This window comes from Streptomyces sp. NPDC049813 (genome assembly GCF_044465085.1).
In the GTDB taxonomy this organism is placed as follows: Bacteria; Actinomycetota; Actinomycetes; order Streptomycetales; family Streptomycetaceae; genus Streptomyces.
The window spans coordinates 197,054-223,429 of sequence record NZ_JBITLI010000007.1; the positions used below are offsets into that span (position 1 = coordinate 197,054).

At 73.6% G+C, this 26,376-nt stretch carries 21 protein-coding genes; 16 read left to right on the forward strand and 5 right to left on the reverse strand.

Annotation, left to right across the window (positions count from 1 at the left end; translation table 11 throughout):
• Positions 1 to 2 precede the first annotated feature (2 nt).
• Together ACIBW6_RS17470 and ACIBW6_RS17475 are read left to right on the forward strand one after the other, a co-directional pair.
• Entirely contained in the window at positions 3 to 635 is a 633-nt protein-coding gene (locus ACIBW6_RS17470; protein WP_399060356.1) for a hypothetical protein, read from the forward strand.
• Between the two features lie 46 nt (positions 636 to 681).
• A complete protein-coding gene (locus ACIBW6_RS17475) occupies positions 682 to 1,077 on the forward strand; it encodes a molybdopterin-binding protein (RefSeq protein WP_399060358.1) in 396 nt (131 codons plus the stop codon).
• 42 nt (positions 1,078 to 1,119) lie between these two features.
• On the opposite strand, the gene ACIBW6_RS17480 is transcribed toward ACIBW6_RS17475, so the two are convergent.
• Positions 1,120 to 1,608 (reverse strand): molybdopterin-dependent oxidoreductase, encoded by a 489-nt coding sequence (locus ACIBW6_RS17480; RefSeq protein WP_399060360.1) that lies wholly within the window; start codon positions 1,606 to 1,608, stop codon positions 1,120 to 1,122.
• A gap of 249 nt (positions 1,609 to 1,857) precedes the next feature.
• On the opposite strand from ACIBW6_RS17480, the gene modA reads away from it, so the two are divergent.
• From modA to ACIBW6_RS17520, 8 genes are all read left to right on the forward strand, one after another.
• Positions 1,858 to 2,685 carry a molybdate ABC transporter substrate-binding protein gene (modA, locus tag ACIBW6_RS17485; protein ID WP_399060560.1) on the forward strand — a complete coding sequence of 276 codons (828 nt, stop codon included), beginning with the start codon at positions 1,858 to 1,860 and terminating at the stop codon, positions 2,683 to 2,685.
• On the forward strand, positions 2,682 to 3,533 hold the full coding sequence (modB, locus tag ACIBW6_RS17490) for a molybdate ABC transporter permease subunit (RefSeq protein ID WP_399060362.1): 852 nt from the start codon (positions 2,682 to 2,684) through the stop codon (positions 3,531 to 3,533). The genes modA and modB overlap by 4 nt, the downstream gene beginning before the upstream one ends.
• Positions 3,530 to 4,609 (forward strand): ABC transporter ATP-binding protein, encoded by a 1,080-nt coding sequence (locus tag ACIBW6_RS17495; RefSeq protein ID WP_399060364.1) that lies wholly within the window; start codon positions 3,530 to 3,532, stop codon positions 4,607 to 4,609. The genes modB and ACIBW6_RS17495 overlap by 4 nt, the downstream gene beginning before the upstream one ends.
• Before the next feature lie 189 nt (positions 4,610 to 4,798).
• Entirely contained in the window at positions 4,799 to 5,857 is a 1,059-nt protein-coding gene (locus ACIBW6_RS17500) for an enoyl-CoA hydratase/isomerase family protein (RefSeq protein ID WP_399060366.1), read from the forward strand.
• A 775-nt stretch (positions 5,858 to 6,632) separates the two neighbouring features.
• Entirely contained in the window at positions 6,633 to 7,721 is a 1,089-nt protein-coding gene (locus ACIBW6_RS17505) for a DUF1996 domain-containing protein (RefSeq protein WP_399060368.1), read from the forward strand.
• A 142-nt stretch (positions 7,722 to 7,863) separates the two neighbouring features.
• Positions 7,864 to 9,624, forward strand: a complete 1,761-nt coding sequence (locus ACIBW6_RS17510; RefSeq protein WP_399060370.1) for a discoidin domain-containing protein — start codon at positions 7,864 to 7,866, stop codon at positions 9,622 to 9,624.
• A gap of 67 nt (positions 9,625 to 9,691) precedes the next feature.
• Positions 9,692 to 12,163, forward strand: coding sequence for a glycoside hydrolase family 3 C-terminal domain-containing protein (locus ACIBW6_RS17515; RefSeq protein WP_399060372.1), 2,472 nt, complete (start codon positions 9,692 to 9,694; stop codon positions 12,161 to 12,163).
• Between the two features lie 23 nt (positions 12,164 to 12,186).
• On the forward strand, positions 12,187 to 13,227 hold the full coding sequence (locus ACIBW6_RS17520; protein ID WP_399060374.1) for a LacI family DNA-binding transcriptional regulator: 1,041 nt from the start codon (positions 12,187 to 12,189) through the stop codon (positions 13,225 to 13,227).
• A gap of 13 nt (positions 13,228 to 13,240) precedes the next feature.
• On the opposite strand, the gene ACIBW6_RS17525 is transcribed toward ACIBW6_RS17520, so the two are convergent.
• Entirely contained in the window at positions 13,241 to 14,494 is a 1,254-nt protein-coding gene (locus ACIBW6_RS17525) for an MFS transporter (protein WP_399060376.1), read from the reverse strand.
• A 119-nt stretch (positions 14,495 to 14,613) separates the two neighbouring features.
• Between ACIBW6_RS17525 and ACIBW6_RS17530 the strand changes: the two genes are divergently transcribed.
• Complete coding sequence (locus ACIBW6_RS17530; RefSeq protein ID WP_399060378.1) at positions 14,614 to 15,507, forward strand: LysR family transcriptional regulator; 894 nt, start codon at positions 14,614 to 14,616, stop codon at positions 15,505 to 15,507.
• Positions 15,508 to 15,530: 23 nt separating this feature from the next.
• Here ACIBW6_RS17530 and ACIBW6_RS17535 read toward each other — a convergent pair whose 3' ends face one another.
• On the reverse strand, positions 15,531 to 15,899 hold the full coding sequence (locus tag ACIBW6_RS17535; RefSeq protein WP_399060380.1) for a hypothetical protein: 369 nt from the start codon (positions 15,897 to 15,899) through the stop codon (positions 15,531 to 15,533).
• A 154-nt stretch (positions 15,900 to 16,053) separates the two neighbouring features.
• Positions 16,054 to 16,881 (reverse strand): DUF1206 domain-containing protein, encoded by an 828-nt coding sequence (locus ACIBW6_RS17540; protein WP_399060382.1) that lies wholly within the window; start codon positions 16,879 to 16,881, stop codon positions 16,054 to 16,056.
• A gap of 267 nt (positions 16,882 to 17,148) precedes the next feature.
• Between ACIBW6_RS17540 and ACIBW6_RS17545 the strand changes: the two genes are divergently transcribed.
• The 3 genes from ACIBW6_RS17545 (at position 17,149) to ACIBW6_RS17555 (ending at position 22,439) form a co-directional block, all read left to right on the forward strand.
• Positions 17,149 to 20,157 carry a family 16 glycoside hydrolase gene (locus ACIBW6_RS17545; protein ID WP_399060384.1) on the forward strand — a complete coding sequence of 1,003 codons (3,009 nt, stop codon included), beginning with the start codon at positions 17,149 to 17,151 and terminating at the stop codon, positions 20,155 to 20,157.
• A 105-nt stretch (positions 20,158 to 20,262) separates the two neighbouring features.
• Positions 20,263 to 21,792, forward strand: a complete 1,530-nt coding sequence (locus ACIBW6_RS17550; protein ID WP_399060386.1) for an MFS transporter — start codon at positions 20,263 to 20,265, stop codon at positions 21,790 to 21,792.
• The gene (locus ACIBW6_RS17555; RefSeq protein WP_399060388.1) at positions 21,789 to 22,439 is read left to right on the forward strand and encodes a TetR family transcriptional regulator; all 651 of its coding nucleotides are present in this window, start codon (positions 21,789 to 21,791) and stop codon (positions 22,437 to 22,439) included. The genes ACIBW6_RS17550 and ACIBW6_RS17555 overlap by 4 nt, the downstream gene beginning before the upstream one ends.
• A 15-nt stretch (positions 22,440 to 22,454) precedes the next feature.
• On the opposite strand, the gene ACIBW6_RS17560 is transcribed toward ACIBW6_RS17555, so the two are convergent.
• A complete protein-coding gene (locus ACIBW6_RS17560; protein WP_399060390.1) occupies positions 22,455 to 23,735 on the reverse strand; it encodes a YeeE/YedE family protein in 1,281 nt (426 codons plus the stop codon).
• A gap of 374 nt (positions 23,736 to 24,109) precedes the next feature.
• Here ACIBW6_RS17560 and ACIBW6_RS17565 point away from each other — a divergent pair, with 374 nt between their 5' ends.
• Positions 24,110 to 24,973 carry a SigB/SigF/SigG family RNA polymerase sigma factor gene (locus tag ACIBW6_RS17565; RefSeq protein WP_399060392.1) on the forward strand — a complete coding sequence of 288 codons (864 nt, stop codon included), beginning with the start codon at positions 24,110 to 24,112 and terminating at the stop codon, positions 24,971 to 24,973.
• A gap of 169 nt (positions 24,974 to 25,142) precedes the next feature.
• Complete coding sequence (locus tag ACIBW6_RS17570) at positions 25,143 to 26,309, forward strand: aromatic acid exporter family protein (protein WP_399060394.1); 1,167 nt, start codon at positions 25,143 to 25,145, stop codon at positions 26,307 to 26,309.
• Positions 26,310 to 26,376: the final 67 nt, after the last annotated feature.

Below are 26,376 nucleotides of genomic sequence, written 5' to 3' on the forward strand. Positions count from 1 at the left end.
TCATGAGTGCAGCGAAGACGCCCGGACCCGCCCGCCGCCGGCGCGGACCGCTCGCCCTTGCCGCGTGCGCGGTCGCCGGTGCGCTGGCGCTCGCGGCGTGCGACAGCGGCGGCGACGGCGACGGCGGTACGAGCGCCAGCCCGCGGCCGAGCGCCCCCGACTCGTCCCGGTTCTCCGGCGAGCCGCCGTCCTCCATGGCCTCCAGCGCCGAGTCGAAGAAGGCCGAGGCCAAGCGGTCGGCCTCCGCGGCGGCCGAGTCGGCATCCGAGCGGGCGCACGACTTCGAGGCGTCGGTGGCGGCCGACGTCGAGCGCAACCGGCAGGAGTTCACCAAGCAGCTGGCCGCCGCCGACGGCCGGGGCAACGCCGTCAAGGACGTGTCGCTGACCGGCAAACCGCTCGCGGAGACGGACAACGTCCGCGCCCTCGTCGTCACCATCACCAACAAGACCGACGCGACCGCCTCCTTCGCCGTGCAGGTGGACTTCAGCGACTCCGACGGCAAGGTCGTCGAGAGCAAGGTCGTCGGCGCGAAGGACCTGAAGGCGGGTGACAAGGCCCAGCCACTGGCCATCAGCTCCAAGCCGCCGCAGCCGCACCTCACCGCCGAGATCGCCAAGGCGCAGCGGTACTGAGGCGGTCGCCGGGACGGACCGGGCCGCCGGTCGCTATCTTGTGATCATGGAGTCCTACACAATCGGTCAGGCGGCCCGGCTGCTCGGGGTGAGTCCGGACACCGCGCGGCGCTGGGCCGACGCCGGACGGATCGTCACCCACCGGGACGAAGGCGGGCGCCGGCTCATCGAGGGCACGGACCTGGCCGCGTTCTCCGTCGAGCTGGCCAAGGGCTCCGGCGGCGAGGACGACGTCTCGTACACCTCCGTCCGCAACGCGTTCCCGGGCATCGTCACCGCCGTCCGGCTCGGCGACGTGGCCGCGCAGGTCGAGATCCAGGCCGGGCCGCACCGGCTGGTCTCGCTGCTGACCCGCGAGGCCGTGGAGGAGCTGGGCCTGGAGGTCGGCATGGAGGCCACCGCCCGCGTCAAGTCGACCAACGTGCACATCGACCGCGTCTGAGCGCGCGGCCCCTCAGACCCGCAGCGCGCCCGGCGTCGCCGCTCAGCTCCACGGCGCGTAGCCGCCGTCCACGCGGATCGCGTCGATGCCGCTGATGTGCCGCGCCCCGCACCGGTCCTGCGGCAGCACGAGCTGCGGGCCCGCGCGGTCCAGCGGAGCGCCGTCGACGGTCAGCGCGAGCAGGACCGGCGCGTCCGCGAAATCCGGGTCGATCTCGGCCCACGACAGCAGCGCGTGATGACCGTCGGCCCCGCTCACCGCGATGAGGAAGCGCAGCCGGTCCTTGCGGCGCACCGGGTCGAAGCCGGGCCCCGCCGCCGACAGCACGTCGTACAGGCGCGGGCCCGAGAAGCGGTGGTGCTGGATGCCGCTGGTCGCGCACTCGAAGGCGACCTCCGCGTGGTGCACCGGCCACGCGTGCAGCTCGGCGACGGTCAGCAGGGCGGGGCGCGCGAGGTCGCCGCTGAGGGTCAGCCGCGCCGGGTGGCCGGTCGTGGCGGTCGCGGGTCGCGTCGTCGGCGACGGGCTCATGGACACCACCTCCCGCTGGACCGTACCCGCCGCGCCTCCTCATGCAAACGCACATGCGTATATCCAAGCCACAAGATCCCAGCTCATGCGATGCGACAGAAGACGTACTCCTTGCAGATGCGGCATTATGATCCCCGCACGCCGTCGACCGCGCCGCCCCGCACACCCAGGAACCGGTCACGCGTGCGCGAAGCAGTCGCATGCTCAGGCACCAGCCGCATGCTCAGGAATTGAGGGAGTGGACCCGTGATAACCCGTTCCGCGCGCCGGACCCGCCGGATGCTGTCCGTGGCCGGCCTCGGCACCGCCGCGCTGCTGACCCTGAGCGCCTGCGGCTCGTCCGACTCCGACTCCGGCTCGTCCGCCGACTCCTCCGCCTCCGCCTCGGGGGAGAAGAAGCTGTCCGGGACGGTGACCGTGTTCGCCGCCGCCTCGCTCAAGGAGAGCTTCACCACCCTCGGCAAGCAGTTCGAGAAGGCGCACCCCGGCACCGAGGTCACCTTCAACTTCGGCGGCAGTGACAGCCTCGCGGCCGGCATCACCGGCGGCGCCCCCGCCGACGTGTTCGCCGCGGCCAGCCCCAAGACGATGAAGACCGTCACCGACGCGGGCGCCGCGTCCGGCGCCCCGGCCACCTTCGTCCGCAACCAGCTGGAGATCGCCACCCTGCCGGGCAACCCCGACAAGGTGGCCTCGCTCAAGGACCTCACCGCGTCCGACCTGAAGGTCGTGCTCTGCGACAAGACCGTGCCGTGCGGCGCCGCCGCGCAAAAGGCGCTCACCGCGGCCGAGTTGAAGCTCACCCCCGTCTCGTACGAGCAGGACGTCAAGAGCGCCCTGACCAAGGTCGAGCTGAAGGAGGCCGACGCGGCCGTCGTCTACAAGACCGATGTGCACGCCGCGGGTGACAAGGTGGAGGGCGTGGACTTCCCCGAATCGGCCGACGCCATCAACGACTACCCGATCGCGCAGCTCAAGGACGCCCCGAACGCCGCCGGGGCGAAGGCGTTCATCGCGCTCGTGCGCTCCGCCCAGGGCCAGAAGGTGCTGACCGGGGCCGGATTCCTCAAGCCGTGACCCAGCTCGACAAGCCCGACGCCGCGGCCGGCGCCCTTCAGGGCGGGCCGCGGCGCCGTCGTGCCCGCGGCCGTACCGCGCCCCTGCCCCTGCTGCTGCCCGCCCTGGTGGGGCTCGCCTTCCTCGTCGTGCCGCTGCTCGCCCTGCTCGTCCGCGCCCCGTGGCGGGAACTGCCGTCCCAGCTGAGCAGCACCGAGGTGTGGCAGGCGCTCCAACTGTCCCTTATCTGCGCGACGTCCGCGACGCTGGTGAGCCTCGTGCTCGGGGTGCCCCTGGCCTGGCTGCTCGCCCGCACCGACTTCCGCGGCCGCGGTCTCGTCCGCGCCCTGGTCACGCTGCCGCTGGTGCTGCCGCCGGTGGTCGGCGGCGTGGCCCTGCTGACGGCGCTCGGGCGCAACGGGATCGTCGGCCAGTACCTGGACCAGTGGTTCGGCCTCACCCTGCCCTTCACCACCACCGGCGTCGTCATCGCCGAGGCGTTCGTCGCCATGCCGTTCCTCGTCATCAGCGTCGAAGGCACCCTGCGCGCCGCCGACCCGCGCTACGAGGAGGCCGCCATGACGCTCGGCGCCTCCCGCTTCACCGCGTTCCGCCGCGTCACCCTGCCGCTCATCGCCCCCGGCATCGCCGCCGGTTCGGTCCTCGCCTGGGCCCGGGCGCTCGGCGAGTTCGGCGCCACCATCACCTTCGCCGGGAACTTCCCCGGCCGCACCCAGACCATGCCGCTCGCCGTCTACCTCGCCATGCAGAGCGACCCGGCCGCGGCCATCGCCCTCAGCCTGGTCCTGCTCGCCGTGTCCATCACGGTCCTCGCGGGCCTGCGCGACCGCTGGATGACCGCCTCATGACCGCGACCCCGAACCGCCCCGGCACGCCGCGCCCGGCCGGACTCGACGCCCGCCTCGTCGTCGACCGCGGCGCCTTCCGCCTCGACATCGCCCTGGCCGCGGCCCCCGGCGACGTCGTCGCCCTGCTCGGCCCGAACGGCGCGGGCAAGACCACCGCGCTGCGCGCCCTGGCCGGTCTCACCCCACTCGACGACGGACACCTGCGGCTCGACGGAGCCGAACTGGACGGCACCCCGCCCGAATCCCGCCCCGTCGGCGTCGTCTTCCAGGACTACCTGCTCTTCCCGCACCTGACCGCCCTGGACAACGTCGCCTTCGGCCCGCGCTGCCAGGGCAGGACCCGGGCCGAGGCCCGCGCCGAGGCCGCCGACTGGCTCGACCGCATGGGCCTGGCCGCCCACGCCGGCGCCAAGCCGCGCCGGCTCTCCGGCGGCCAGGCCCAGCGCGTCGCCCTCGCCCGCGCCCTCGCCACCCGGCCCCGGCTCCTCCTCCTCGACGAACCCCTCGCCGCGCTCGACGCCCGAACGCGTCTGGACGTACGGGCCCAACTCCGGCGCCACCTCACCGAGTTCGAGGCAGTGGCGGTCCTCGTCACCCACGACCCGCTGGACGCGATGGTCCTCGCCGACCGCCTGGTCGTCGTGGAGCACGGGCGCATCGTCCAGCAGGGCGCCCCCGCCGACATCGCCCGGCGGCCCCGCACCGACTACATCGCCCAACTCGTCGGCCTCAACCTCTACCGGGGGCGCGCGGAGGGCCACACCGTGCACCTCGACGGCGCGGGGCCCGCCGTGACCACCACCGAGGAGCTGACGGGCCCCTGCTTCGTCGCCTTCCCGCCGGGCGCCGTGACGCTGCACGGCGAGCGCCCCGCCGGTTCCAGCGCCCGCAACCTGTGGCGCTGCGAGGTCAGCGGCATGGAGACCCACGGCGACCAGATCCGCGCCGCCCTCACCGGCGAACTCCCGCTCGCCGCCGACCTCACCACCATCGCCGCGGCCGAACTGGACCTCCGCCCCGGCGCCACGGTCTGGGCGACGGTCAAGGCGGCCCAGACCCACGCCTATCCCGCCTGACCGGGAGCGGTCCGGGTGCCCGCCGCGGCCCGCGAGGGGCGGGCCCGGCGCACGGCCCGCGGCACGGATCGGAGAGGATGGCGCGGTAGCGATCGACAAGCACCGTCCGGGCCCGCGGGCCCGCGCCCTGGAAGGAAGCGACGAGATCATGCCCGTCCTGACGACGCCCGCCCCGACGAAGGCCCCGCGGTGAGCGGCGGCGAACCCCCCGTCCTCGTCCGCCGGGACGGACGCGCCGCCCACCTCGTCCTCAACCGGCCGCGCGCCCTCAACGCCCTCGACCACGCCATGGTGCGCCGCATCGACGCGGCCCTCGACGCGTGGGCCGGGGACGACACCGTGGAGACCGTCGTCCTCACCGGGGCGGGGGAGCGCGGCCTGTGCGCGGGCGGCGACATCCGCGCCGTCCACGACGACGCGCGGGACAGCGACGGCGCGGCCTCCGCCGACTTCTGGCGCGACGAGTACCACCTCAACGCCCGGATCGCCCACTACCCCAAGCCGTACGTCGCCGTCATGGACGGCATCGTGATGGGCGGCGGCGTCGGCGTCTCCGCCCACGGCAGCGTGCGGATCGTCACCGAACGCTCCCGGGTCGCCATGCCGGAGACCGGCATCGGGTTCGTCCCCGACGTCGGCGGCACGCACCTGCTCGCGCGGGCCCCCGGCGAACTCGGCACCCGCCTCGCCCTGACCGGCGAGCACATCGGGGCCGCCGACGCGCTGCTGTGCGGACTCGCCGACCACTACGTGCCCTCGGCGGCCCTGCCCGGTCTGCTGGCCGGTCTCGCCACCGCGCCGGCCCGCGACGTCCTCGCGCGCCACACGGCCCCCGCGCCGCAGGGGCGACTCGCGGCCCAGCGCGCGTGGACCGACACCTGCTTCGCGGCCCGCACGGTCGAGGAGATCCTCGGCCTCCTCCTCGACCACGGCGACCCGGCGGCCAAGGAGACGGCGGAGACGGTCCTCGCCAAGTCGCCCACCGCCGTGAAGGTCACCCTGGCCGCGGTGCGCCGGGCCCGGGCCCTGGGCTCGCTGGAACGCGTCCTCGACCAGGAGTACCGCGTCTCCTGCGCCGCTCTCAACAACCCCGACTTCGTCGAGGGCGTCCGCGCCCAGGTCATCGACAAGGACCGCAGGCCCCGCTGGTCGCCCCGGACCCTCGCCGAGGTCACCGACGCCGAGGTGGAGCGGCACTTCGCGCCGCTGGGGGAGCGGGAACTCGGCCTGGGGGACAGCGCCGTGTGACCGCGCGCGGCCCCGCGCGCACGGTCCGGTGACCTCCGGCTGATACGGCGCCGCTCCGGTCGCCGCCGTCACGTGCGGGCCGCGCGTGGTGCGGACCCGACCCGCTCATCGGCGCCGAGCCGGCCGTGCGGACGCCGCGCCCGGAGGCCGCCCGGTCTCGCCGCCTCCCCGGCACGGCGGGACCAGCGGGGGCGGGCCACTCCGGCCGCCGACGCCGGATGCGGAATGTGCGGGCTCTCCCGCCCCGGCGGCCCGAGTCGCGCGCCGTCAGTTGCGTACGAAGCCATCCCGCCCGCCCCGGCTCCGCAGCGATTCGCCGTGCCCAGCGCCCGCCGGGTCGCAGCACCCCCGGGACGCCCGGGGGCAGCGAGCTGACCCCGCCCTGGCCCCGCCACTCCGGCCACCGGAGCCCAGGCCCACGCCCACCCGGTGACCTGCGCCAGAGCGGCCGGCGGCGACGCGGGCGGACGGCGCGACGGCCGCCCCCGCCGAACCGGCCCACGGCGTGGGAGCGCTCTCCGGATGCGGCAACTCGTAGCCACCGTAGGGCACTTGATCGGGCCGCGCCCGGCCCTGGACGCCCCCATCCGCACCACATCCCTCTGCAACGGCGTGTTCACTTTCTCTTGACACTGCCATGTCGGAGCGAGAACACTCCCCGGCGAGAGAGCGCTCTCTCAGGTTCCGCGCACGACCTGTCCCACGGGCGGCGGCGCCCCCGCCGGCGCCGTCGCCCACCCCCCACCACGCCGAACCGACATGGCAGGAGGTCTCCATGGCAAGGAGATCCACACTCATCTCAGGGCTGCTGATATCCGGCGCGCTCGTGCTGACCACACTGGGAGTGGGCGGGGCGGCTCTCACCGCCGGCGCCGCCCCCGTCCAGCAGTCGTCGGCAGCCGCCCCCGCGCACCAGGGCCACACCATGGCCGCGTCCACCAAGGCCGCCGCGGAGGACGCGGACGGCGACGGCTACATCCCGGCGAACCCGCCGGTCACCGGCGTCGAGCCGTCCACGAAGCAGCCGCCGCAGGCCTACTTCCACGAGTTCCAGGCACACTGCTCCGTCACCCACACCAAGCCCGACGACCCGATCGTCTACCCGGGCCAGCCCGGCAAGTCCCACGACCACACGTTCATGGGCAACACCACGACCGACGCCAACAGCACCACGGCGTCGCTCGACAGCGGCTCCACCAAGTGCCTGGCACCCGGCGACAAGTCCGGCTACTGGATGCCCACGCTGCTCAACGGCGACCAGCCCGTCCTCCCCGTCGGCGAGCAGACCATCTACTACAAGGCCGGCGTCACCGACTACACCAGCGTGCGGCCCTTCCCCAAGGGGCTGCGGTTCGTCGTCGGCAGCCCGATGCAGACCGCTCAGGAGTTCCGCAACCACCGTGGCTTCGTGGAGGGCTGGGAGTGCGGCAACAGCTACTTCAACGTCGACTTCCCGGCCAGCTGCCCCACCTCGCGGGACACCCAGCTCAACATCCGCATGCAGGCGCCCAGTTGCTGGGACGGGAAGTATCTCGACACCCCCGACCACAAGAGCCACATGGCCTACCCGGTGGTGAAGCCCGGCACGAACGACAACATGTGCCCGGCCGACCACCCCGTCGCGCTGCCGATGATCGAGTTCAAGATGGCGTTCCCGGTCAACGGTGACATGTCGAAGGTCCGGCTCTCCAGCGGCCGGGGCTACTCGTTCCACTACGACTTCTTCAACGCCTGGGACGACCGGACGCTGAAGGCGATGGTGGACCACTGCGTCGTCGGCGGCCTCCAGTGCGACCCGCGCGGCTACGACCAGAACCACCCCGACAAGGGCGCGGTCCTCAACGACCACTACGAACTGCCCTGACCCGCACGGCGACACCCGGGGCGGCGGCCGCCCTGACCGGCCGCCGCCCCACCTCCCCGCACCGCCCTTCGCTCCTCCCCGCCCTCTTCCCCCGAGACTTCCCCCGCTGCTCTCCCCACGACCCCCGCCCGGAGGCACCCCCATGCGCAGGACCCGCCCCATCAACCGCAGGACACACCGCCTGGCCACCCCGATCACCGCGGGCGTGCTCGCGGCCGGCTTCCTCGCCCTGCCGACGCACGCCGCGCAGGCCGCGGGCGACGTGGTCAAGGTGACCGGATCGCAGGGCAACTGGCAGCTGCAGGTCAACGGCGCGCCCTACCAGATCAAGGGCCTGACCTGGGGCCCCTCCGTCGCGGACGCGGGCCGCTACCTCCCCGACCTGAAGTCCATGGGCGTCAACACCATCCGCACCTGGGGCACCGACGCCTCCAGCAAGCCGCTCTTCGACACGGCCGCGGCGAACGGCGTCAAGGTCATCGCGGGCTTCTGGCTCCAGCCCGGCGGCGGCCCCGGCAGCGGCGGCTGCGTGAACTACCTGACCGACACCGCGTACAAGAACCAGATGCTCGACGAGTTCCCCAAGTGGGCCGCCACCTACAAGGACAACCCCGGTGTCCTGATGTGGAACGTCGGCAACGAGTCCGTCCTCGGCCTGCAGAACTGCTACAGCGGCGACGAGCTGGAGAAGCAGCGCAACGCCTACACCACCTTCGTCAACGACATCACCAAGAAGATCCACGCCGTCGACCCCAACCACCCAGTCACCTCCACCGACGCCTGGGTCGGCGCCTGGCCCTACTACAAGAAGAACGCGCCTGACCTCGACCTGTACGCCGTCAACTCCTACAACGCCGTCTGCGACGTCAAGGCGGCCTGGCAGCAGGGCGGTTACACCAAGCCCTACATCGTCACCGAGACCGGCCCGGCCGGGGAGTGGGAGGTCCCCGACGACGCCAACGGCGTGCCGCAGGAGCCCACCGACGTGGCCAAGGCCGAGGGCTACACCAAGGCCTGGGGCTGTATCACCGGCCACAAGGGCGTCGCGCTGGGCGCCACCATGTTCCACTACGGCACCGAGTACGACTTCGGCGGCATCTGGTTCAACCTGCTGCCCGCGGGCGAGAAGCGGCTGTCGTACTACGCCGTGAAGAAGGCCTACGGAGCGGACACCTCCCGGGACAACACCCCGCCGGTCATCTCCCAGATGAACATCGAGGGCGGCGCGACGAACGTGCCCGCGGGACGCGACCTCGTCATCGCGACCAAGGCGACCGACCCGAACGGCGACGCGCTCTCCTACCAGGTGCTGAGCAACAGCAACTACATCGACCAGAGCAAGCAGCTCGTCCCGATGCAGGCCACCGACCTGGGCGGGGGGCGCCTGAAGGTGACCGCGCCGGACAAGCCCGGCGTCTGGAAGATCTACGTCAAGGCCACCGACGGCCACGGCAACGTCGGCGTCGAGACCCGCTCCGTGCGCGTCGTGCCGCCGCCCGTGACCGGCACGAACATCGCGCTCGGCCGGCCCGTCACCGCCTCCTCCCAGCAGACCACCGACTACGGTGACTGCCCGTGCACCGCGGCGCAGGCCGTCGACGGCAAGAACGACACCCGCTGGGCCAGCGACTGGAGCGACCCCCAGTGGCTGAGCGTCGACCTCGGCTCCCGCCGCTCGTTCAAGCACGTCCAGCTCAACTGGGAGACGTCGTACGCGAAGGCGTACACCATCCAGACCTCGGACGACGGCCAGAACTGGACGACGGTGCGGCAGGTCACCGACGGCAACGGCGGCGTGGACGACTTCGACGTGAACGGCACCGGCCGCTACGTCCGCGTCAACGGCACCGCCCGCGGCACCGGATACGGCTACTCCCTCTACGAGTTCGGGCTCTACAACTGACCCGGATCCGGTAGAACGACAGATGAGAGAGCGCTCTACGGCGCTCCTGGGTGCGAAGGGCGGGGCAATGGCCGACGAGGAGCCGGACCGGCTGGCCGACAAGCTGGGTCCACGGCAGAAGGTACGGCTGCTCACGGGCGGGACCACCTGGCGCACCCGCGCCGAACCCGCCGTGGGCCTGGCCGAGGTGGTGACCTCGGACGGGCCCGCGGGGGTACGCGGCGAGGCCTGGGACGAGCGCGTCACCTCGCTCCTGATGCCCTGCGCGTCGGCGCTCGCCGCGACCTGGGACGAGCAACTCGTCACCGAACTCGGCGGGTTGCTCGCCGGGGAGGCGCGCCGCAAGGGCGTGCACGTCGTCCTGGCCCCGAACCTGAACCTGCACCGCTCACCCCTGGCCGGCCGCCACTTCGAGTGCTTCTCGGAGGACCCCTGGCTCGTCGGCCGCATCGGCGCGGCGCTGGTGCGCGGCCTGCAGGCCGCCGGGGTCGCGGCCACGGCCAAGCACCTCGTCGCCAACGACTCCGAGACCGGACGGCTCACCGTCGACGTACGCGTCGGCGAGCGGACCCTGCGCGAGGTCCTCCTCGCCCCCTTCGAGGCCGCCGTCGAGGCCGGGGTCTGGGCGGTGATGGCCGGGTACAACCGCGTCAACGGCACGACCATGACCGCCAGTCCGCTGCTCGCCCGGCCCCTGAAGGACGAGTGGGGCTTCGACGGCGTCGTCCTCTCCGACTGGGGCGCCCTGCGCACCGCGGTGGACACCGCCAACGCCGCCCTCGACCTCGCCATGCCCGGGCCCGGCGGTCCCTGGGACGAGAGGCTCGCCGACGCGGTCGCCGACGGGCGCGTCCCCCAGGGCGCGGTCGACGACAAGGTGCGCCGGCTGCTCCTGCTCGCCCAGCGCGTCGGCGCCCTGGACGGCGCCCCCGCGCCGGCGCGGCCCGGCGGCGTCCGCGCCCCCCGGCACCTGCTGCGCCGCACCGCCGCCGCCGGGTCGGTCCTGCTGTGCAACGACGGCGTGCTCCCGCTGTGCACGGAGGCCCTGCGCACGGTCGCGGTGATCGGCACGCACGCCGTGACCCCGCGCGTGCAGGGCGGCGGCAGCGCCGGGGTCTTCCCGGAGCGGACCGTCTCCCCGCTGGACGGCATCACCGAGCGGCTCCGCGGCCGGGCCCGCGTCGTCCACGCCCCGGGCCCGGACCTCGGGGGCCCACCCGCCCCCCTGGGCCCCGGCAACTGCACCGACCCGCGCACCGGCGCCCCCGGCGTCCTGCTGCGCGTGCTGGACGCCAAGGGTGAGGAGCTCTACGGCGAGCACCGGCGCTCGGGCCGGCTGCTCGAACCGGCCGTGCCCGACGGCGCCCGTGCCGTGGAGATCAGCGCCCTGCTGACCCCGGAGCGCGGCGGCCGGTGGTCGTTCGGCCTCGCCGGGTTCGGGCGGCTCTCCCTGACCGTGGACGGCCGGCCGCTGATCGACGGCGTCTTCCCCCGCGCCACCGACGATCCGGCCGTCGTCCACGTGCACCCGCCCGGCCCCACGGCCCACCACACCCTCACCGCGGGTGTCCCGGTGCTCGTCGTGGCACGGCGCGAACTGGCCCCCGACACCGGCCGCGCCACCGTGCTCACCGCGGCCCCGCCCGCGGTGCCGGCGGCGACGGCGCTCGCCGGGGCCGTCGCCGCGGCCCGCCGCGCCGACGTGGCCGTGGTCGTCGTGGGCACCACCGACGGCGACGAGGCGGAGGGCCACGACCGCACCTCCCTCGCCCTGCCCGGACACCAGGACGACCTGGTGCGGGCCGTCGCCGCGGCCAACCCCCGCACCGTCGTGGTGGTCAACTCCGGCGCCCCGGTCGAACTGCCCTGGCGGCACGAGGTTGGCGCGGTCCTGCTCACCTGGCTGCCCGGCCAGGAGGCCGGCGGCGCCCTCGCCGACTGCCTCTTCGGCGCGGTGGAACCCGGCGGCCGACTCCCGACGACCTGGGCGCGGCGCCTCGACGACGCCCCGGTGACCGCCACCGAACCCGTCGACGGGGTGCTCGCCTACGACGAGGGGGTGCACGTCGGACACCGGGCCTGGCTGCGCTCCGGCCGCGCTCCCGCCTACTGGTTCGGGCACGGCCTCGGCTACACGACCTGGCGCTACGAGAGCGTCGAGGTGCCTGAAGCCGTCGGCGCCGACGAGGAGTTCACGGTCTCCGTGCTGGTGCGCAACACCGGCGAGCGGGCCGGACGGGAGGTCGTCCAGGTCTATCTGTCCCGGCCGGACTCGGCGGTGGAGCGACCGGTGCGCTGGCTCGCCGGGTACGCGGCCGTGCGGGCGGCGCCCGGCGAGAGCGTCCTGGCCCGCGTCACCGTCCCGCCCCGTTTATTGCGGCACTGGAGCGCCGCCGCGGGCGGCTGGGCCGTGGAGCCGGGCCGGTTCACCGTGCACGCGGGCCGTTCCGCGGGGGACCTGCCGCTCCGCGCGCACGTGCGAGTGGCCACCGGGGCGGCGGGCGAGAGCCCCTGCGAGAGAGCGCTCTATGCGCGGTGACGCGGCACGATTAGGCTGCGTGCATGCAACGACAGTCCCTGACGCTGGAGGACGTGGCCCGGGAGGCCGGGGTCTCACGGGCCACCGTCTCCCGGGTCATCAACGAGGTCCCCAGCGTGGACCCCGCCATCCGGGAGACGGTCCGCGAGGCGATCAGGCGCACCGGCTACACGCCCAACCGGGCGGCCCGTTCCCTGGTCACCCGGCGGGCGGAGACCATCGCCCTGGTGGTGTCCGGCGCGGGTGAGGACGAGGAGAGCGCGCAGAACGCCTTCGCGGCGCGGGTCTTCGCCGACCCCTTCTTCGGCCGCATCGTCAGCGGCGTCGTCGCCTTCCTCAGGACGCGCTCCATGCACCCCGTCCTGATGTTCGCCGAGTCGGGACCCGCCCGGGACGACGTGCTCGCGTACCTGCGCGCGGGCCGGGCCGACGGCGCGCTCGTCGTCTCCACGCACGCGGCGGACCCGCTGCCGTCGCTGCTGGCCCAGGCGCAGGTGCCCGCCGTCTGCTTCGCCCGGCCCGCGCTGCCCGCCCCCATCAGCTATGTCGACCTGGCCCACGGCGAGGGCGGCCGGATGGCGGCGCAGCACCTGCTGGAGCGCGGCCGGCGGCGGGTGGCGACGGTGACGGGGCCGCTGGACCTGCCGGCCGGACAGCAGCGGCTGGCCGGGTTCCGGGAGGCGATGGAGCGGGCGGGGGTGGCGTACGTGCCCATCGCGGAGGGCGGGTTCACGCTGGACAGCGGGGCCGCGGCGATGGCCAGGCTGCTGGCGGACCATCCGCACCTGGACGGGGTGTTCGCCGCCAACGACCTGATGGCGCAGGGCGTCTGCCAGGTGGTGCGTGAGCGGGGCGGAAGCGTCCCCGGGGACGTCGCGGTCGTCGGCTTCGACGACTCCAGCGTCGCCATCACCTGCACGCCGCCGCTCACCACCGTGCGTCAGCCGGTCGAGGAGATGGCCATGGCCATGGCCCGCATCCTCCAGGAGCACATCGAGGGCGAGCGCACGGAACCCACCTCCCGGATCTTCGAACCCGAGCTGGTGGTCCGCGCGTCCACGTGAGGGGCGGACCCGGTCAGCGCCCGGCGGGGGAGCGGCGGTCGAGGACCGCGACCAGGCACAGGAGCGCCAGGAGCAGCCCGGCGAACCAGGTCATCGCCGTGGTGGCGGTGAGCGACAGGGTGGCCACGCCGATGGCGACGGCCGGCACGCTCAGCCCCAGGTACGCGATGAGGAACAGGCTCGCGAGGGCCTCGCTGCGGCGTGCGGGCGCGGCCATCGCGACCACCCGGCCGACCGCCGCCTTGAACAGCAGCCCCGCGCCGACCCCCGCGACGACGCCTCCGGCGAGGAACGCGGCGAGGTTCACGGTGTGCATGCCGACGACGAGCACGAGGAAGCCGGTGCCCTCGGCGAGCAGCCCCGCGGTCATCTTCGCGCGGGGCGTGAGCCGCTGGGTCAGCGTCTGGGCCAGCGCCGCGCCGCCGAACACCGCGAAGACGATGCCGCCGGCCAGGGCCCGGGACGGATGGCCGAGCGTGTGCCCGACGAAACCGGCGGCGATGGACGTGAACAGGCCGAACACCGCGAAGGAGGCGAAGGCGGCCGCGGCGGCGGCGAGATATCCCGCCCGGTCCCCGTGGTCGGCGCTCACCCGCTGCGGCCGGTACCGCGGCCGCCGCGCCGGTGGCCGGACCGTCTCGGGGGCGAGGGCGAGCGCCGCCACGACCAGGACGAGCAGCGCCACGAAGACCGCGTAGGGCACCCGCAGCGGCGTGCCCACGTACTGGGCGAGGAACCCGGCGACCAGCGGGCCGAGGCCGAGGCCGCCGATGTTGGCCGCGGTGGAGACCACCTCGAACCGCTGCGCGGAGGCGTCCGGCCGGTGTGCGGCGTGCAGTTCGTGCAGGTGCGCGGTGGCCGTGGCGGTCAGCATGCCGACACCGAGACCGGTGACGAAGCGGGCCACGAGCAGCATCGGCAGCGCCGCGCTCGACAGGAAGAGCGCGGCCGCGACGAGTTCCAGGGCGAGCGCGGCCACGAGGATCTTCCGCCGCCCCACCCAGTCCGAGACGTGCCCGGCCAGCACGAGGCTGACCATCACGCCCACCGAGTAGACCGCGAAGACCACGGTGACCATGAAGGTGGAGAAGCCGTCCCGGACCTCGTAGAGCGGGTACAGCGGTGTCGGTACGGTCGAGAACGCCATGGCGACGAGGAACGCCGCGGCGACGGCCCAGAACCCGACGCCGTGGCGGAGTGAGCCGGTCGCGGGCCGCGGGGCCCCGGGCGAGGGGGCCCCGGCGCGCGAGGGCGTCGACGTGGTCATGGCACTGCTCCGATCGCAGAAGATCCGTGGTCCGTGCACCTTCTACTGTGCGCCCGGGCTGCGATCGCGTCCAACGAATCTTTCCGCTGGGAACGATCTGCCCGTGCGATAGTGAAGGGGTGGAGCTCCGACATCTCGCGTACTTCGTGGCCGTCGCCGAGGAACAGAACTTCACCCGCGCCGCGGCCCGGCTGCACATCGTCCAGTCCGCGGTCTCCGCCGCGGTCAAGGCACTGGAGCGCGAGCTCGACGCGCGGCTGCTGGACCGCAACTCCCAGCGGGTGCTGCTCACCGACGCGGGCCGCGCCCTGCTGCCCCGGGCCCGGATCGCCCTGGACGCCGCGCGGGACGCGGCCGACGCCGTCGCCGAGGTGCGCGGCGGGCTGCGCGGCACCCTGCGGCTCGGCACCCTGACCTCGATCCGGCTGATCGACCTGCCCGCCCTGCTCGGCGAGTTCCACCGCCGCCACCCGGGGGTGCAGCTCCAGATCAGCGTGGCGCCCACCGGTTCCCAGGGGCATCTGGAGGCGCTCGCCGAAGGCCGTCTCGACCTGGCCTTCGTCTCCCTGCCGGGGCCGCAGCCGCCGGGGATCGACCTGCTGCCGCTGACCGGCTCGACACTGTCCCTGATCGTGCCGCCCGGCCATCCGCTCGCCGGGCGGCACGAGGTGGCCATCGGTGAACTGGCCGGGACGCGCTTCATCGACTGTCCCGTCGGCTACGGCAACCGGGCCGTCGCCGACCGGGCCTTCGCGGCGGCCCGGGTGCCGCGCCACGTCACCATCGAGATCACCGACATCGCGACGAGCGCGGACTACGTGCGCGCGGGCCTCGGGATCGCCCTGCTGCCCCGGTTCCTCGCCGACACCACCGACGGCCTCGCCGTCGTCCCGGTGACCGGCGCCGACCTGCGCTGGCCGCTCTCGCTCGCGGCGCCCGCCGACCGGACCCGCAGCGCTGCGGCCCGTGCCCTGACCGACCTGCTCCGGGAGTCGGTACCGGCCGCGGGCTGACGGCGGCCGGGGCCGGGGAGCCCTCAGGCCGCGTCGCGGGCCACCTTGCGGGCCCACAGCACCAGCGGCACCTGGAGCGGCACCCGCAGCTGCGCGGCCCGGCGCAGCGGCGCGGGGCGATCGCGCCAGTCCCGGGCCATCCGCACGTTGGCGGGAGCGACGGCGACGAAGAACGCGGCCGCGGCCGTCGCCGCCCGCCCTCGGGTGCGCGGCAGGGCGACCCCGGCCGCGAGCGCCAGCTCCACCGCGCCGCTGGCGTACGTCCAGGCGCGGGGCGGGCCCGGGAGCGGACGCGGCACCATCGCGTCGAACGGCCGCGGCGCCACGAAGTGCGTGACCGCGGCTCCGGCCAGGAGTCCGGCGAGGAGCTGGGGCGAGCGGACGCGGCGCAAGGAGGCCTCCAAGAAGCGGTGCGAGAACGGCTGCCGCGCGAGCTTACTTACCAGTAAGTAATGCTGTCGAGGGCGACCCGCCGCACGGCACACCGCGGCGCCGGGCGGACGGCGTGGATCGTCGCACCCGGCGCCGGCGGACCGGCCTGGACCCTCACACCCGGCGGTAGCGGGCCAGCGCGAACGAGAACAGGCCGAACAGCAGCAGGCCGAACGCGACCAGGGCCAGCAGCCACGGCCCGGCCGGCGTGCCGGCGAAGGAGCGCAGGGTGCCGTCCACGCCCTTGGCCTCGTCGGGGTCGTACTGCGCGGCGGCGATCACCACGAAGACGCCCGCGCCCCCGTAGATCAGGCCGCGCGCCACGCCCCCGCTGACGCCCAGGACGTCGATCGCCCGGCGCACGTGCCGCGACATCTGCGCCTTCTTCAGGTGCTTGTGGTACTTGCGCAGCGCCGCCCGCACACCGACCCCGATACCGATGCCGATGACGACCAGCCCGGCGATCCCGACCAGCCAGCGGCCCGCCGGGAGGTCGAGCGCCCGGGCCGTGAAGTCCTGCGACTTCGCGTCGCTGCCCTTGCTCTTGCGGGCGGAGGCCGCGAAGGAGAGCACGGAGTACGCCATGAACCCGTAGAAGACGAAGCGACCGGCGGAGAGTATCCGCTTGCCGGGCTTGCCGCCGTCGGGGCCCGCCGAGCCGAACAGCGCCTCGCTGAGCCGCCACAGCGCCATGCCGACCAGACCGATCCCCACCGCCCACACCAGGACCTTGCCGAACGGCTGCTGGGCCAGCTCGCGGATGGCGCCGCTGCTGTCCGCCTCCTGGTTCTCACCGCCGAACGCGACGCGCAGCGCGAGGAGTCCGATCAGCAGGTAGAGCACCCCGCGCGCGACCAGACCGAACCGCGCGCCGGTGTCGACCACCGAACTGTTCGCCGCCTTGCGGGCCTTGGCCTTGCCCGTGCCCTTGACCGCCTTCACATGTCCTCCTCGTGCCGTCGGCGCCCCCGAGGTTCGCCGCAGGGTCGACAGATTCCCCGGCTCGCGCCTGACATGCGGTGACGTACGGCACGAACCTCCCGGCCGGACGGACTTTGAACTCATCGATGACAAAGTATGGACGTGCTCAGCAGAAGTCCCCTACGGTGACCGCGCAACCGTAGGAGCCCTGCCTTCCGCGCCCCAGCGGAATCGTCAAGCTCGACCGGAGTGCGATCCGGCGGTCTCCGGTCCCGTCCTGGAGGACCGATGCATCCACGGCTGTTCCGCCATGCCCGAAGACGCCTCACCACCCTGCTCGTCGGGGGGTTCCTCGCCGGAGGCGTCTGGATCGCGCCGCCGTCCGTCGCCGCCCCCGACGACATCCCGCCGCAGGAGCCCGGTGTCACCCTGCGCGTCTTCGACACCCAGCTCCCGCTCAGCAAGCTCTGCGCGCTCAAACCGGGCCAGACCCCCAACCACGACCGGCTGATGCGGACCGTGGACTGGTCCACGACCGAGGACTTCGGCGGCTTCGCCGACAACTTCTCCGCCCAGGCCTCCGGATACCTGGTGATCCCGAGCGACGGCACCTACTCCTTCCGTCTCACCAGCGACGACGGCTCCCGGCTCACCATCGACGACCGTGAGGTCATCGACCACGACGGGCTGCACGGCGCCGAGCCGAAGGACGGCGCCGTCCAACTGACCGCGGGCTCCCACCCGTTCCGCGTCGACTACTTCGAGGCGACCGGGGGCCAGCAGCTCACGCTGGCGTGGAAGCCGCCGGGCGCCGCCGACTTCGGCGTCGTGCCGACCGGGGCACTGAGCACCGACGCCGGGGTCGTCCGGGTCACCGCCCCGGGCCGCAAGGAGTGCGAGGCCGGTGCGGACAGCCCCGGCGACGGGCTGCCGCTGACCGGCGTCCGCCCCGACCTCGACCTCACCGACCTGCGCCCCGACGGCTTCGAGCCGCAGGTCACCGGCATGGACTGGCTGCCCGACGGACGCCTCGCGCTCAGCACGTGGGGCGGCTCCGAGAACGTGGCGGGCGAGGTGTACCTCCTCGACCACGTCACCGGGGAGACCGACCGCACCGAGGTGGGCGTCACGAAGATCGCGAGCGGGCTGCGCGAACCGATGGGCATCAAATACGTCGACGGTTCCCTGTACGTCTCGCAGAAGCACGAGCTGACCCAACTCGTCGACACCGACAAGGACGGCGTCACCGACACCTACCGCACGGTCGCGACCTGGCCCTACGGCGGCAACTTCCACGAGTTCGCCTTCGGCCTGCTCTACCGGGACGGCTACTTCTACGTGAACCTCTCTGTCGCCATCGACTACGGCGGCGCGACCACCACCCCGCAGCCCGCGCCCGGCCGCGGCGCCACGTACAAGATCAGCAAAAAGACGGGGAAGATCTCCCCGGTCGCCGGAGGGCTGCGCACCCCGAACGGGATCGGCTGGGGCCCCGAGGGGTCGATCCTCACCGCCGACAACCAGGGCGGCTGGCTCCCCGCGTCGAAGCTCGTCCAGATCAAGCAGGACCGCTTCTTCAACCACTACACCGAGCCGTCCGGCCTCTTCGACGACCGGCCCGTCACCCAGCCGGTGCTCTGGCTGCCGCAGAACGAGATAGCCAACTCGCCCAGTACGCCGCTGTACCTGACCCAGGGGCGGTTCGCGGGGCAGGTGCTCTTCGGTGACGTCACCTACGGCGGCCTCCAGCGCGGCTACCTGGAGAAGGTGAAGGGCCAGTACCAGGGTGCCGTCTTCCGGTACACCCAGGGGCTCGAAGCCGGCGTCAACCGGATCACCATGGGCCCCGACGGCGCGATCTACGCGGGCGGCCTCGGCGCCGACGGCAACTGGGGCCAGCCCGGCAAACTCCGGTTCGGCCTGCAGAAGCTGACCCCGAACGGCGGCAACACCTTCGACATCAAGGAGATGCGGGCCGTCCCGGGCGGCTTCGACCTGGAGTACACGCAGCCCCTCTCGCAGGAGACCGCCGACAAGCTCGCCGAGCGGTACACGGCCGAGCAGTGGCGCTACACCCCGACGAGCGACTACGGCGGCCCCAAGATCGCCGAGGAGCGGCTCGCCGTGCGCTCGGCGACCCTCGCCGACGAGGGCCGCACCGTGCACCTGCGGCTCGACGGCCTCAAGCCCGGCCGCGTCGTCCACGTCCGCTCACCGCGCCCCTTCGCGTCCGCCTCCGGCGAGAGCCTGTGGAGCACGGAGGCCTGGTACACCCTCAACGAGATGCCCGGCGCGCAGCCCCCGGCCGCCACGCTCTACGAGGCGGAGGAGGCGCGCCTGACCGGCACGGCCGGGGTCCACACCGACCACACCGGCTACTCGGGCAGCGGCTTCGTCGACCGCTACAACACCGAGGGCAAGGCCGCCACGTCCTTCGACGTGACGGTCCCCAGGGCCGGCGAGTACGACGTGAACCTGCGCTACTCCAACGGTCCCAACCCCTACCAGGGCACCAAGTCCCTCTCCCTGTACGCCAACGGGACAAGGCTGCGGCAGAGCGCGCTGGCCTCCACCGGCACCTGGGACACCTGGTCGACGAAGACCGAGCGGGTCACCTTGCGCGCCGGGAAGAACACCGTCGCCTACCGCTTCGACGCCGGTGACGCGGGCCACGTCAACCTCGACCTGATCACCGTGCGCCCGCACGGCGCCCCGGTCGCCCTCTTCGACGGCACGGCGGCCTCTCAGGCGCAGTGGCAGCACCCCGACGGCCGCGGCGCCGACTGGCCGCTCGCCGACGAGAAGTCGATGGAGGTCTGCTGCGGCGACATCCGGACCAAGGACGCCTACCAGGACTTCACGCTGCACGCCGAGTTCCGGGTGCCGCTGCTCCCGGACGACGTGACCGGACAGGACCGCGGCAACAGCGGCATCTACCTCCAGGACCGCTACGAACTCCAGATCCTCGACTCGTACGGGGACACCACCCCCGCCGCGAACGAGGCCGGGGCCATATACGAGAAGAAGGCACCGGACGTGAACGCCGCGACCGCACCCGAGACGTGGCAGACGTACGACATCACGTTCCGGGCGGCCCGCTTCGACGACAGCGGCGCCAAGACGGCCGACGCGCGCGTGACCGTCGTGTGGAACGGCAAGAAGGTCCACGACGACATCACCCTCGACGGACCGACCGGCGCGGGGGCGCCGGAGGGACCGGCAGCCGGCGCGATCCGGCTCCAGGACCACGGGAACAAGGTGCGCTTCCGCAATCTGCGGGTGACGCCGCTGGGCTGAGCACGGGCGGGCCCGCACAGTGAACCGGAGCGCGCACACGAGTCCGTGTGCGCGCTCCGGCCTGTCTTCGGCTTGGTGGTGCGCAGCCGCTGCTGTCATCATGCGATGACATCAGTTGATGACATGAACGGGATCACCTTGTCTCCCTCCATACCGGCGCCCGCGTCCACCACCGCCGTCCCGGCGGCCCCCCTGCTGCGCCACCCGCGGGCCCTGGTGCCCGTCCTCGTCTCGCTGGGCATGCTCGTGGCCGTCGTCAGCAGCCTCGGCGCCCCGCTGATCCCCACCATCGCCGCCGCCGACCACGTCGCTCTCTCCAGCGCGCAGTGGGCACTGACCGTGACGATGCTGGTCGGCGCCGTCGCCACGCCGGTCATGGGACGCCTGGGCGACGGACCCCACCGCAAGCACGTCGTCCTCGCCGGTCTCGGCGCCGTCATGGCGGGCAGCCTGCTGGCGGCCCTGCCGCTCGGCTTCCCCTGCCTGCTCGCCGGCCGGGCCCTGCAGGGCGTCGGCATGGGACTCGTGCCGCTCGCCATCGCCACGGCACGCGACGCGCTGCCGCCGCACAAGGCGCGCGCGGCGGTCGCCACGCTCTCCCTGACCACGGCGGCGGGCGTCGGCCTCGGCTACCCCGTCACCGGCCTGTTCGCCGAGTACCTCGGCATGTACGCCGGGTTCTGGTTCGCGCTCGCCACCGCCGCGGCCGCGTTCGTCGCCACCCTGATCGTCGTGCCCGCGCCCCCGCACCGCCCCACCACCCCCATGGACGTCCCGGGCGCGCTGCTGCTGGCCGCGGGCATGGCCGCGCTGCTGCTGAGCCTCGCCGAGGGGGAGCGCTGGGGCTGGAGCTCCCCACCGCTGCTGGCCCTCGCGGTCGCCGCCGTGCTGCTGCTCGCCGGCTGGGTGCTGCACTCGCTGCGCTCCACGCACCCGCTGGTGCGGGTCAGCCTCGTCAAGGACCGGGGCGTCCTCGTCGCCAACCTGACCACCATGGTCGGCGGCGTCGGCACCTACCTGCTCATCGCCCTGGTGACCCGGTACGTGCAGACCCCCGGGTCCGCCGGGTACGGCTTCGGCGCGTCCATCGTCGTCACCGGACTGCTGCTCGTCCCGTTCTCCGCGGCCAGCCTCCTCACCGGCCGGCTCGTGCGGGCCCTGGGCGCCGCCGCCACACCCGCGCGCATGCTGCCGCTCGGCTGCCTCCTGTCGCTGGCCGGACTCGTCTGCTTCCTGCTCGCCCGCTCCAGCCTGTGGGGCATCGGTGTGATGATGGCCCTGGCCGGCCTCGGGGTCGGCGTCACCTTCGCCGTCACCCCCGGCCTGATCGTCGGCGGGGTGCCGGTGGCGGAGACCGGCAGCGCGATGAGCTTCAATCAGGTCGTGAAGTACATCGGCTACTCGACCGGCAGCGCGCTCAGCGCGGTCGTCCTCCAGGCGCACACCGCCCCGGGCGCCGCCCTGCCCACGAACGACGGCTACCGCAGCGCCGGCCTCGTCGGCTGCGCCGCGTTCCTCGTCACCGGGGTCCTCGCGCTGGTGCTGACCCGGGTCGGCGTCCGGCCCCGCCCCTCCGTCGTCGCGGCGGGACAGGCCGTCGCCGTCGAGGCGGACGCGGAAGCGAGCCGCCCGTGACCGCGCCGGGCACCGACCGGAGCCGCAGCGCCGCGCGCAGCCGCTCGGCGCTGCTGCGCGCGGCGACGGAACTCTTCTCCGAGCGCGGCTACGACCGCACCACCATCCGCGAGATCGGCGAGCGGGCCGGGGTCGACGCCGCCCTGATCGCCCGCCACTTCGGCAGCAAGGCGCTGCTCTACGTGGAGGTGCTGCGGGCCGAGCACGGCGACATTGCCCCCGTGGACCTGCTCACCGAGCCGCGCCTGCGGGAGGTCGCCGAGCGGACCGAGCGGCGCGGCCCGGTCCCGGTGCTGCGGGTCGCGGTCCAGCCGCTGAGCGAGGCGGGCGCCCAGGACGCCACGCGCGCGGCGCTCCAGGCGCGCCTGGTGGCGCCGTTGCGCGACCGCTTCGCGCGCGAGGGCCGCGACCGGCCGGGGCTGCGCGCCGACATCCTGGTCGCCGCGGTCTCCGGCGTCCTGCTCGCCCGCCACTCCGGCGCCTTCGACGACCTCGCCGACGCCTCGGTGGACGAGGTCGTCGACGTGCTCATGGAGATGTACGGGGCGCGGGCGGCCGGGGCTGCGTCGGCCGGGGGCCTCGCCTCCGGGACCACTTGGGCCGGGGCCGGCGCGGGCCCGGCAGGCCCGGACCCGTCCGGGCCGTGACGCGGTGGGGCCGGGTCAGCAGACGGAGTCGGTCGGCTTGGGGTTGCCGAGGCCGAACAGGGGCCGCAGCCGCAGCCCGGCCCAGGTGCCGAGGATGGCGACGCCGCCCCAGATCCAGCCGTGCAGCGAGCCCGAGGCGATCCCCGCGAGGTAGGCGCCGATGTTGCAGCCGCCCGCGAGCCGCGCCCCGATCCCCATCAGGACGCCCCCGAGGACCGCGGCGAGCGCGGTGCGGGCCGGGATGCCGCGGTGCAGCTGCCAGACACCGCCCGCGGCGGCGGCGACGGCGGCGCCGACCATGATGCCGAGGTCGGTGAGGCTGGTCCTGTCGGCCAGCACCGGCCCGGACAGCTGGGCCGCACTGCCGGGCTGGCGCCAGTACGCCCAGGTCTCCGGGGCGCCGCCGAGCAGGCCCACCGCCTTCGAGCCCCACAGGGAGAAGGCGCTGGTGACGCCCCAGGCACCGCCCGAGACGAGCAGCACACCGGCGCCGAGCACGGCGAGCACCACGGCGCCGACGGCCAGCGGCCACGAGCCGCGCACCACACGGGCGAGCGAGGACCTGGCCGAGGGCGGCGCCCCGACCGGCGGCGGGTTGCGGCGGGCTTGCACGGTCCGGGCGACGAACCAGATCGCCGCCAGCGCCACGACGGTCAGCGCCCAGGAACCGAACCAGCCGACGTGGTCGGAGAGCAGATAGGGGTCGAACGCGGGCAGCTCGCTCCAGAGCCCGAACTGCCAGGCGGCGAGGGTCGAGCCGGCGATGAACCCGAAGAGCGTGAGCACGATCGTGCTCTGCCCGGAGCCGACGGCGAAGAGCGTGCCGGAGGCGCAGGCGCCGCCGAGCTGCATGCCGACGGCGAAGAGGAAGGCCCCGACCAGCAGCCCCACCCCGATCGGCCCGGCACTGGCCGCGGGCACCGATCCGAACAGGCCGGTGCCGGTGCCGATGACCAGCGCGAAGAGGGTCGCGGTGGTGCCGAGGAGCAGGGTGTGGGCCCGCAGCCCCGTGCCGTTGCCGACCGCGACCAGCTGACGCCAGGCCGACGTGAAGCCGAACCGCGAGTGGAACAGCGCGAACCCGAGCCCGATGCCGAGCAGCAGCAGGACCCCGGGCCTGGACCCGTGTGCGGCGAAGACGTACCCGGCCAGCGCCACGCCGACGGCGCACGCGCCGATCAGCGGGGCCCGCCGGACCGGCGGCGCCTGAGCGGCGCGCGGCGCGGGGGACGAGGTGGGGGAGGGGGAGAGCAGGGTGGCCCGGGGCGGCGCCCCAGCGGGGGGAGCGGTGGTCAAGGGGGGACTCCGGAACGGGGAGGGGGCGTGTCGGACAGGCGGCGACCTGTAGTGGCCGCAGTGTCCACCGATGGGGGCGGGGCGTGCGTCAGCGGCGACAGAGCGCGTCGTCCACGCTCCACGGCGTGGCCGCGAAGAGGGCGAGCGCCAGACGGCGAGCAGGTCCGGACATGCGCTCCACCATAAGGATCGTTTGGGGAAGGCATAAATGCGTCTCATATGACGAACATCCTCATGGAGGGCTTGTGGCGTGCCGGGCACCCGCCTCAGGAAAGAAGGGTGCGCATCGGCAGGTGTGCGGGATGATTTCCCGGGTAATCGCCGCGCAACGGGGAACGACAGGCCAGGCTCGATTCACAAGGAGCGGGACACAGATGATCACCGTGACGGCGCAGGAACAGACACAGGCCACCCGGAGCGAGGAGGACCTGGTCGAGCGCGCATACACGGACCCTTCCTCCATCGCGCCCAAGGACGCGCGGGAGGTCGGCAAGCGGTTCTTCGACCGGCTCGGCCAGCTGGAGGAGGGGACGCACGAGTACCAGTACGTGCGCAACTGCCTGATCGAGATGAACCTCTCCTTGGTGCAGTACGCGGCGTCGCGGTTCAAGCACCGCGGGCCGCAGGAGATGGAGGACATCGTCCAGGTCGGCACGATCGGCCTGATCAAGGCGATCGACCGGTTCGAGCTGACCCGCGAGGTCGAGTTCACCTCGTTCGCCGTGCCCTACATCACGGGCGAGATCAAGCGATTCTTCCGTGACACCTCCTGGGCCGTGCACGTCCCGCGCCGCCTGCAGGAAGCCCGCATCGAACTGTCCAAGGCCACCGAGGAGCTGCGCACCCGCCTGGGCCGCACCCCCTCGACGGCGGAGCTCGCGGAGCTGATGCAGCTGGAGCCCGCCGAGGTCGCCGAGGCCCAGCGCGCCTCGAACGGCTACAACAGCATCTCCCTCGACGCGGCGGTCAACGGTCAGGACGACGAGTCCGACACCATGCTCGCCGACTTCATCGGCGTCGACGAGCAGTCCTTCGAGCTGGTGGAGAACTTCCACTCGCTGGCCCCGCTCATCGCCGGTCTCGACGAGCGGGACCGCACCCTGCTGCACCTGCGCTTCGTCGAAGAGCGGACCCAGCAGCAGATCGCCGACGAGCTGGGCTGCTCCCAGATGCACGTCTCCCGGCTGATCTCCCGTGTCGTGGCCAAGCTCCGCGCGGGCCTGCTGACCACCGACTGACACGTCCGGGAAAGGCGCCGTCGCGAACCCCCCCGCGGCGGCGCCTTCCGTTGTGCCCGGACCCCGCCCACGACGTGCGATTTCTCTCGGTTTGGGCTTACTTGGTGTGGTTACGCGGTGGATCCGGACCGTACCGAGTGGGACCGGGCACAGAGAGGAACGCAAGGCCGTGGTGGTGGGTCGGTTGCGCAATGGCGGGGCATGGCTGGCGCGCGCGTGGCGCGCGTCCGGACACGAGCGCGAGACCGTCCTGCGCGTCTTCAAGAGCGTGCTGGCGGCGACGGCGTCCTGGTGGGTGGCGCACGATCTCGTGCACGCCCAGTCACCGGCGTTCGCACCGTTCTCCGCCGTACTGACCATGCACGTCACGATCCACCGGTCGCTCTGGCAGACCCTGCGCTACGTCGCGGCGGTCATCGTCGGCGTCGCTGTGCAGGCGGCGATCGGCTTCGCCGCGGGCCCCGACCTCTTCGCCTTCGTCGTGGTCGCCGTCATCGCCCTGGCCATCAGCCAGTGGCCCGCCCTCGGCGACCAGGGCCCCCAGGTCGCCACCGCGGCCTTCTTCGCCTTCTCCGTCTACGCGTCGGCCACCACGAACACCGGCCGCGCCCTCCAGCTGGGACAGATCGTCCTGCTCGTCGTCATCGGCTGCGGCATCGGCCTGGTGGTGAACCTCTGCATCGCCCCGCCGCTGCGCTACCGCAGCGCCGAGCAGGGCCTGCACGTCCTGGCCGCGGAGATGGAGTCCCTGCTGGACGACATGGCGGACGGACTGCGCAGCGGCGACGTCAGCGACGAGCGCGCCGAGCGGTGGCGGGCGGCGGGCGAGCGGGTGCAGGGCGCTGTCGGGCAGGCCAGGGCCGGCCTGAACACGGCCGAGAGCAGCCTCCCCTTCAACCCGCGCCGGCTGCTGCCCGCCCACCGCGGCTACGTGAGCTTCACCCGCTACCGCCAGGTCCTCGGCGCCCTGGAACGTGCCGTGTACCAGCTGAGCTCGACGATCCGCAGCCTCGGCCGGTGGCGCGAGACGGAGGACACGTACACCTACGCACCCGCCTTTGAGGCCTACGCCGACTTCGCCCTGGGGCTGCGCGACATCGCCCACGTCATCGCCGAGCTCGACAGCGACACCCTCACCGACCAGGCCGAGGAGATGGGCCGGCAGGCCGCCGAGGCGCAGCAGGCGCTCCAGCACCTGCTGGACACCGCCGACGAGCACCGGCTGCCGCTGGCCGACTCCTCGCGCCCGTACGGCGTCCTCGTCGTCGAGGCGTCCCGCCTGATGGAGGAGTTCCAGCACACCTGCGACGTGCTCCAGGACACCGCCGACGCCTGAGCCCCCGGCCCCCGGGGGCCGGGCCCGGCGCCCGCGCATCAAGCGTCCCGGCCCTGGGTACGCGGAG

What these genes read in the sequence shown, in the direction of transcription:
- ACIBW6_RS17470 (WP_399060356.1), top strand. Translation starts at nt 3, where the DNA reads ATGAGTGCAGCGAAGACGCCCGGACCCGCCCGCCGCCGGCGCGGACCG.
- ACIBW6_RS17475 (WP_399060358.1), top strand. Translation starts at nt 682, where the DNA reads ATGGAGTCCTACACAATCGGTCAGGCGGCCCGGCTGCTCGGGGTGAGT.
- ACIBW6_RS17480 (WP_399060360.1), bottom strand. Translation starts at nt 1,608, where the DNA reads ATGAGCCCGTCGCCGACGACGCGACCCGCGACCGCCACGACCGGCCAC.
- ACIBW6_RS17495 (WP_399060364.1), top strand. Translation starts at nt 3,530, where the DNA reads ATGACCGCGACCCCGAACCGCCCCGGCACGCCGCGCCCGGCCGGACTC.
- ACIBW6_RS17505 (WP_399060368.1), top strand. Translation starts at nt 6,633, where the DNA reads ATGGCAAGGAGATCCACACTCATCTCAGGGCTGCTGATATCCGGCGCG.
- ACIBW6_RS17510 (WP_399060370.1), top strand. Translation starts at nt 7,864, where the DNA reads ATGCGCAGGACCCGCCCCATCAACCGCAGGACACACCGCCTGGCCACC.
- ACIBW6_RS17515 (WP_399060372.1), top strand. Translation starts at nt 9,692, where the DNA reads ATGGCCGACGAGGAGCCGGACCGGCTGGCCGACAAGCTGGGTCCACGG.
- ACIBW6_RS17520 (WP_399060374.1), top strand. Translation starts at nt 12,187, where the DNA reads ATGCAACGACAGTCCCTGACGCTGGAGGACGTGGCCCGGGAGGCCGGG.
- ACIBW6_RS17525 (WP_399060376.1), bottom strand. Translation starts at nt 14,494, where the DNA reads ATGACCACGTCGACGCCCTCGCGCGCCGGGGCCCCCTCGCCCGGGGCC.
- ACIBW6_RS17545 (WP_399060384.1), top strand. Translation starts at nt 17,149, where the DNA reads ATGCATCCACGGCTGTTCCGCCATGCCCGAAGACGCCTCACCACCCTG.
- ACIBW6_RS17550 (WP_399060386.1), top strand. Translation starts at nt 20,263, where the DNA reads ATGACATCAGTTGATGACATGAACGGGATCACCTTGTCTCCCTCCATA.
- ACIBW6_RS17565 (WP_399060392.1), top strand. Translation starts at nt 24,110, where the DNA reads ATGATCACCGTGACGGCGCAGGAACAGACACAGGCCACCCGGAGCGAG.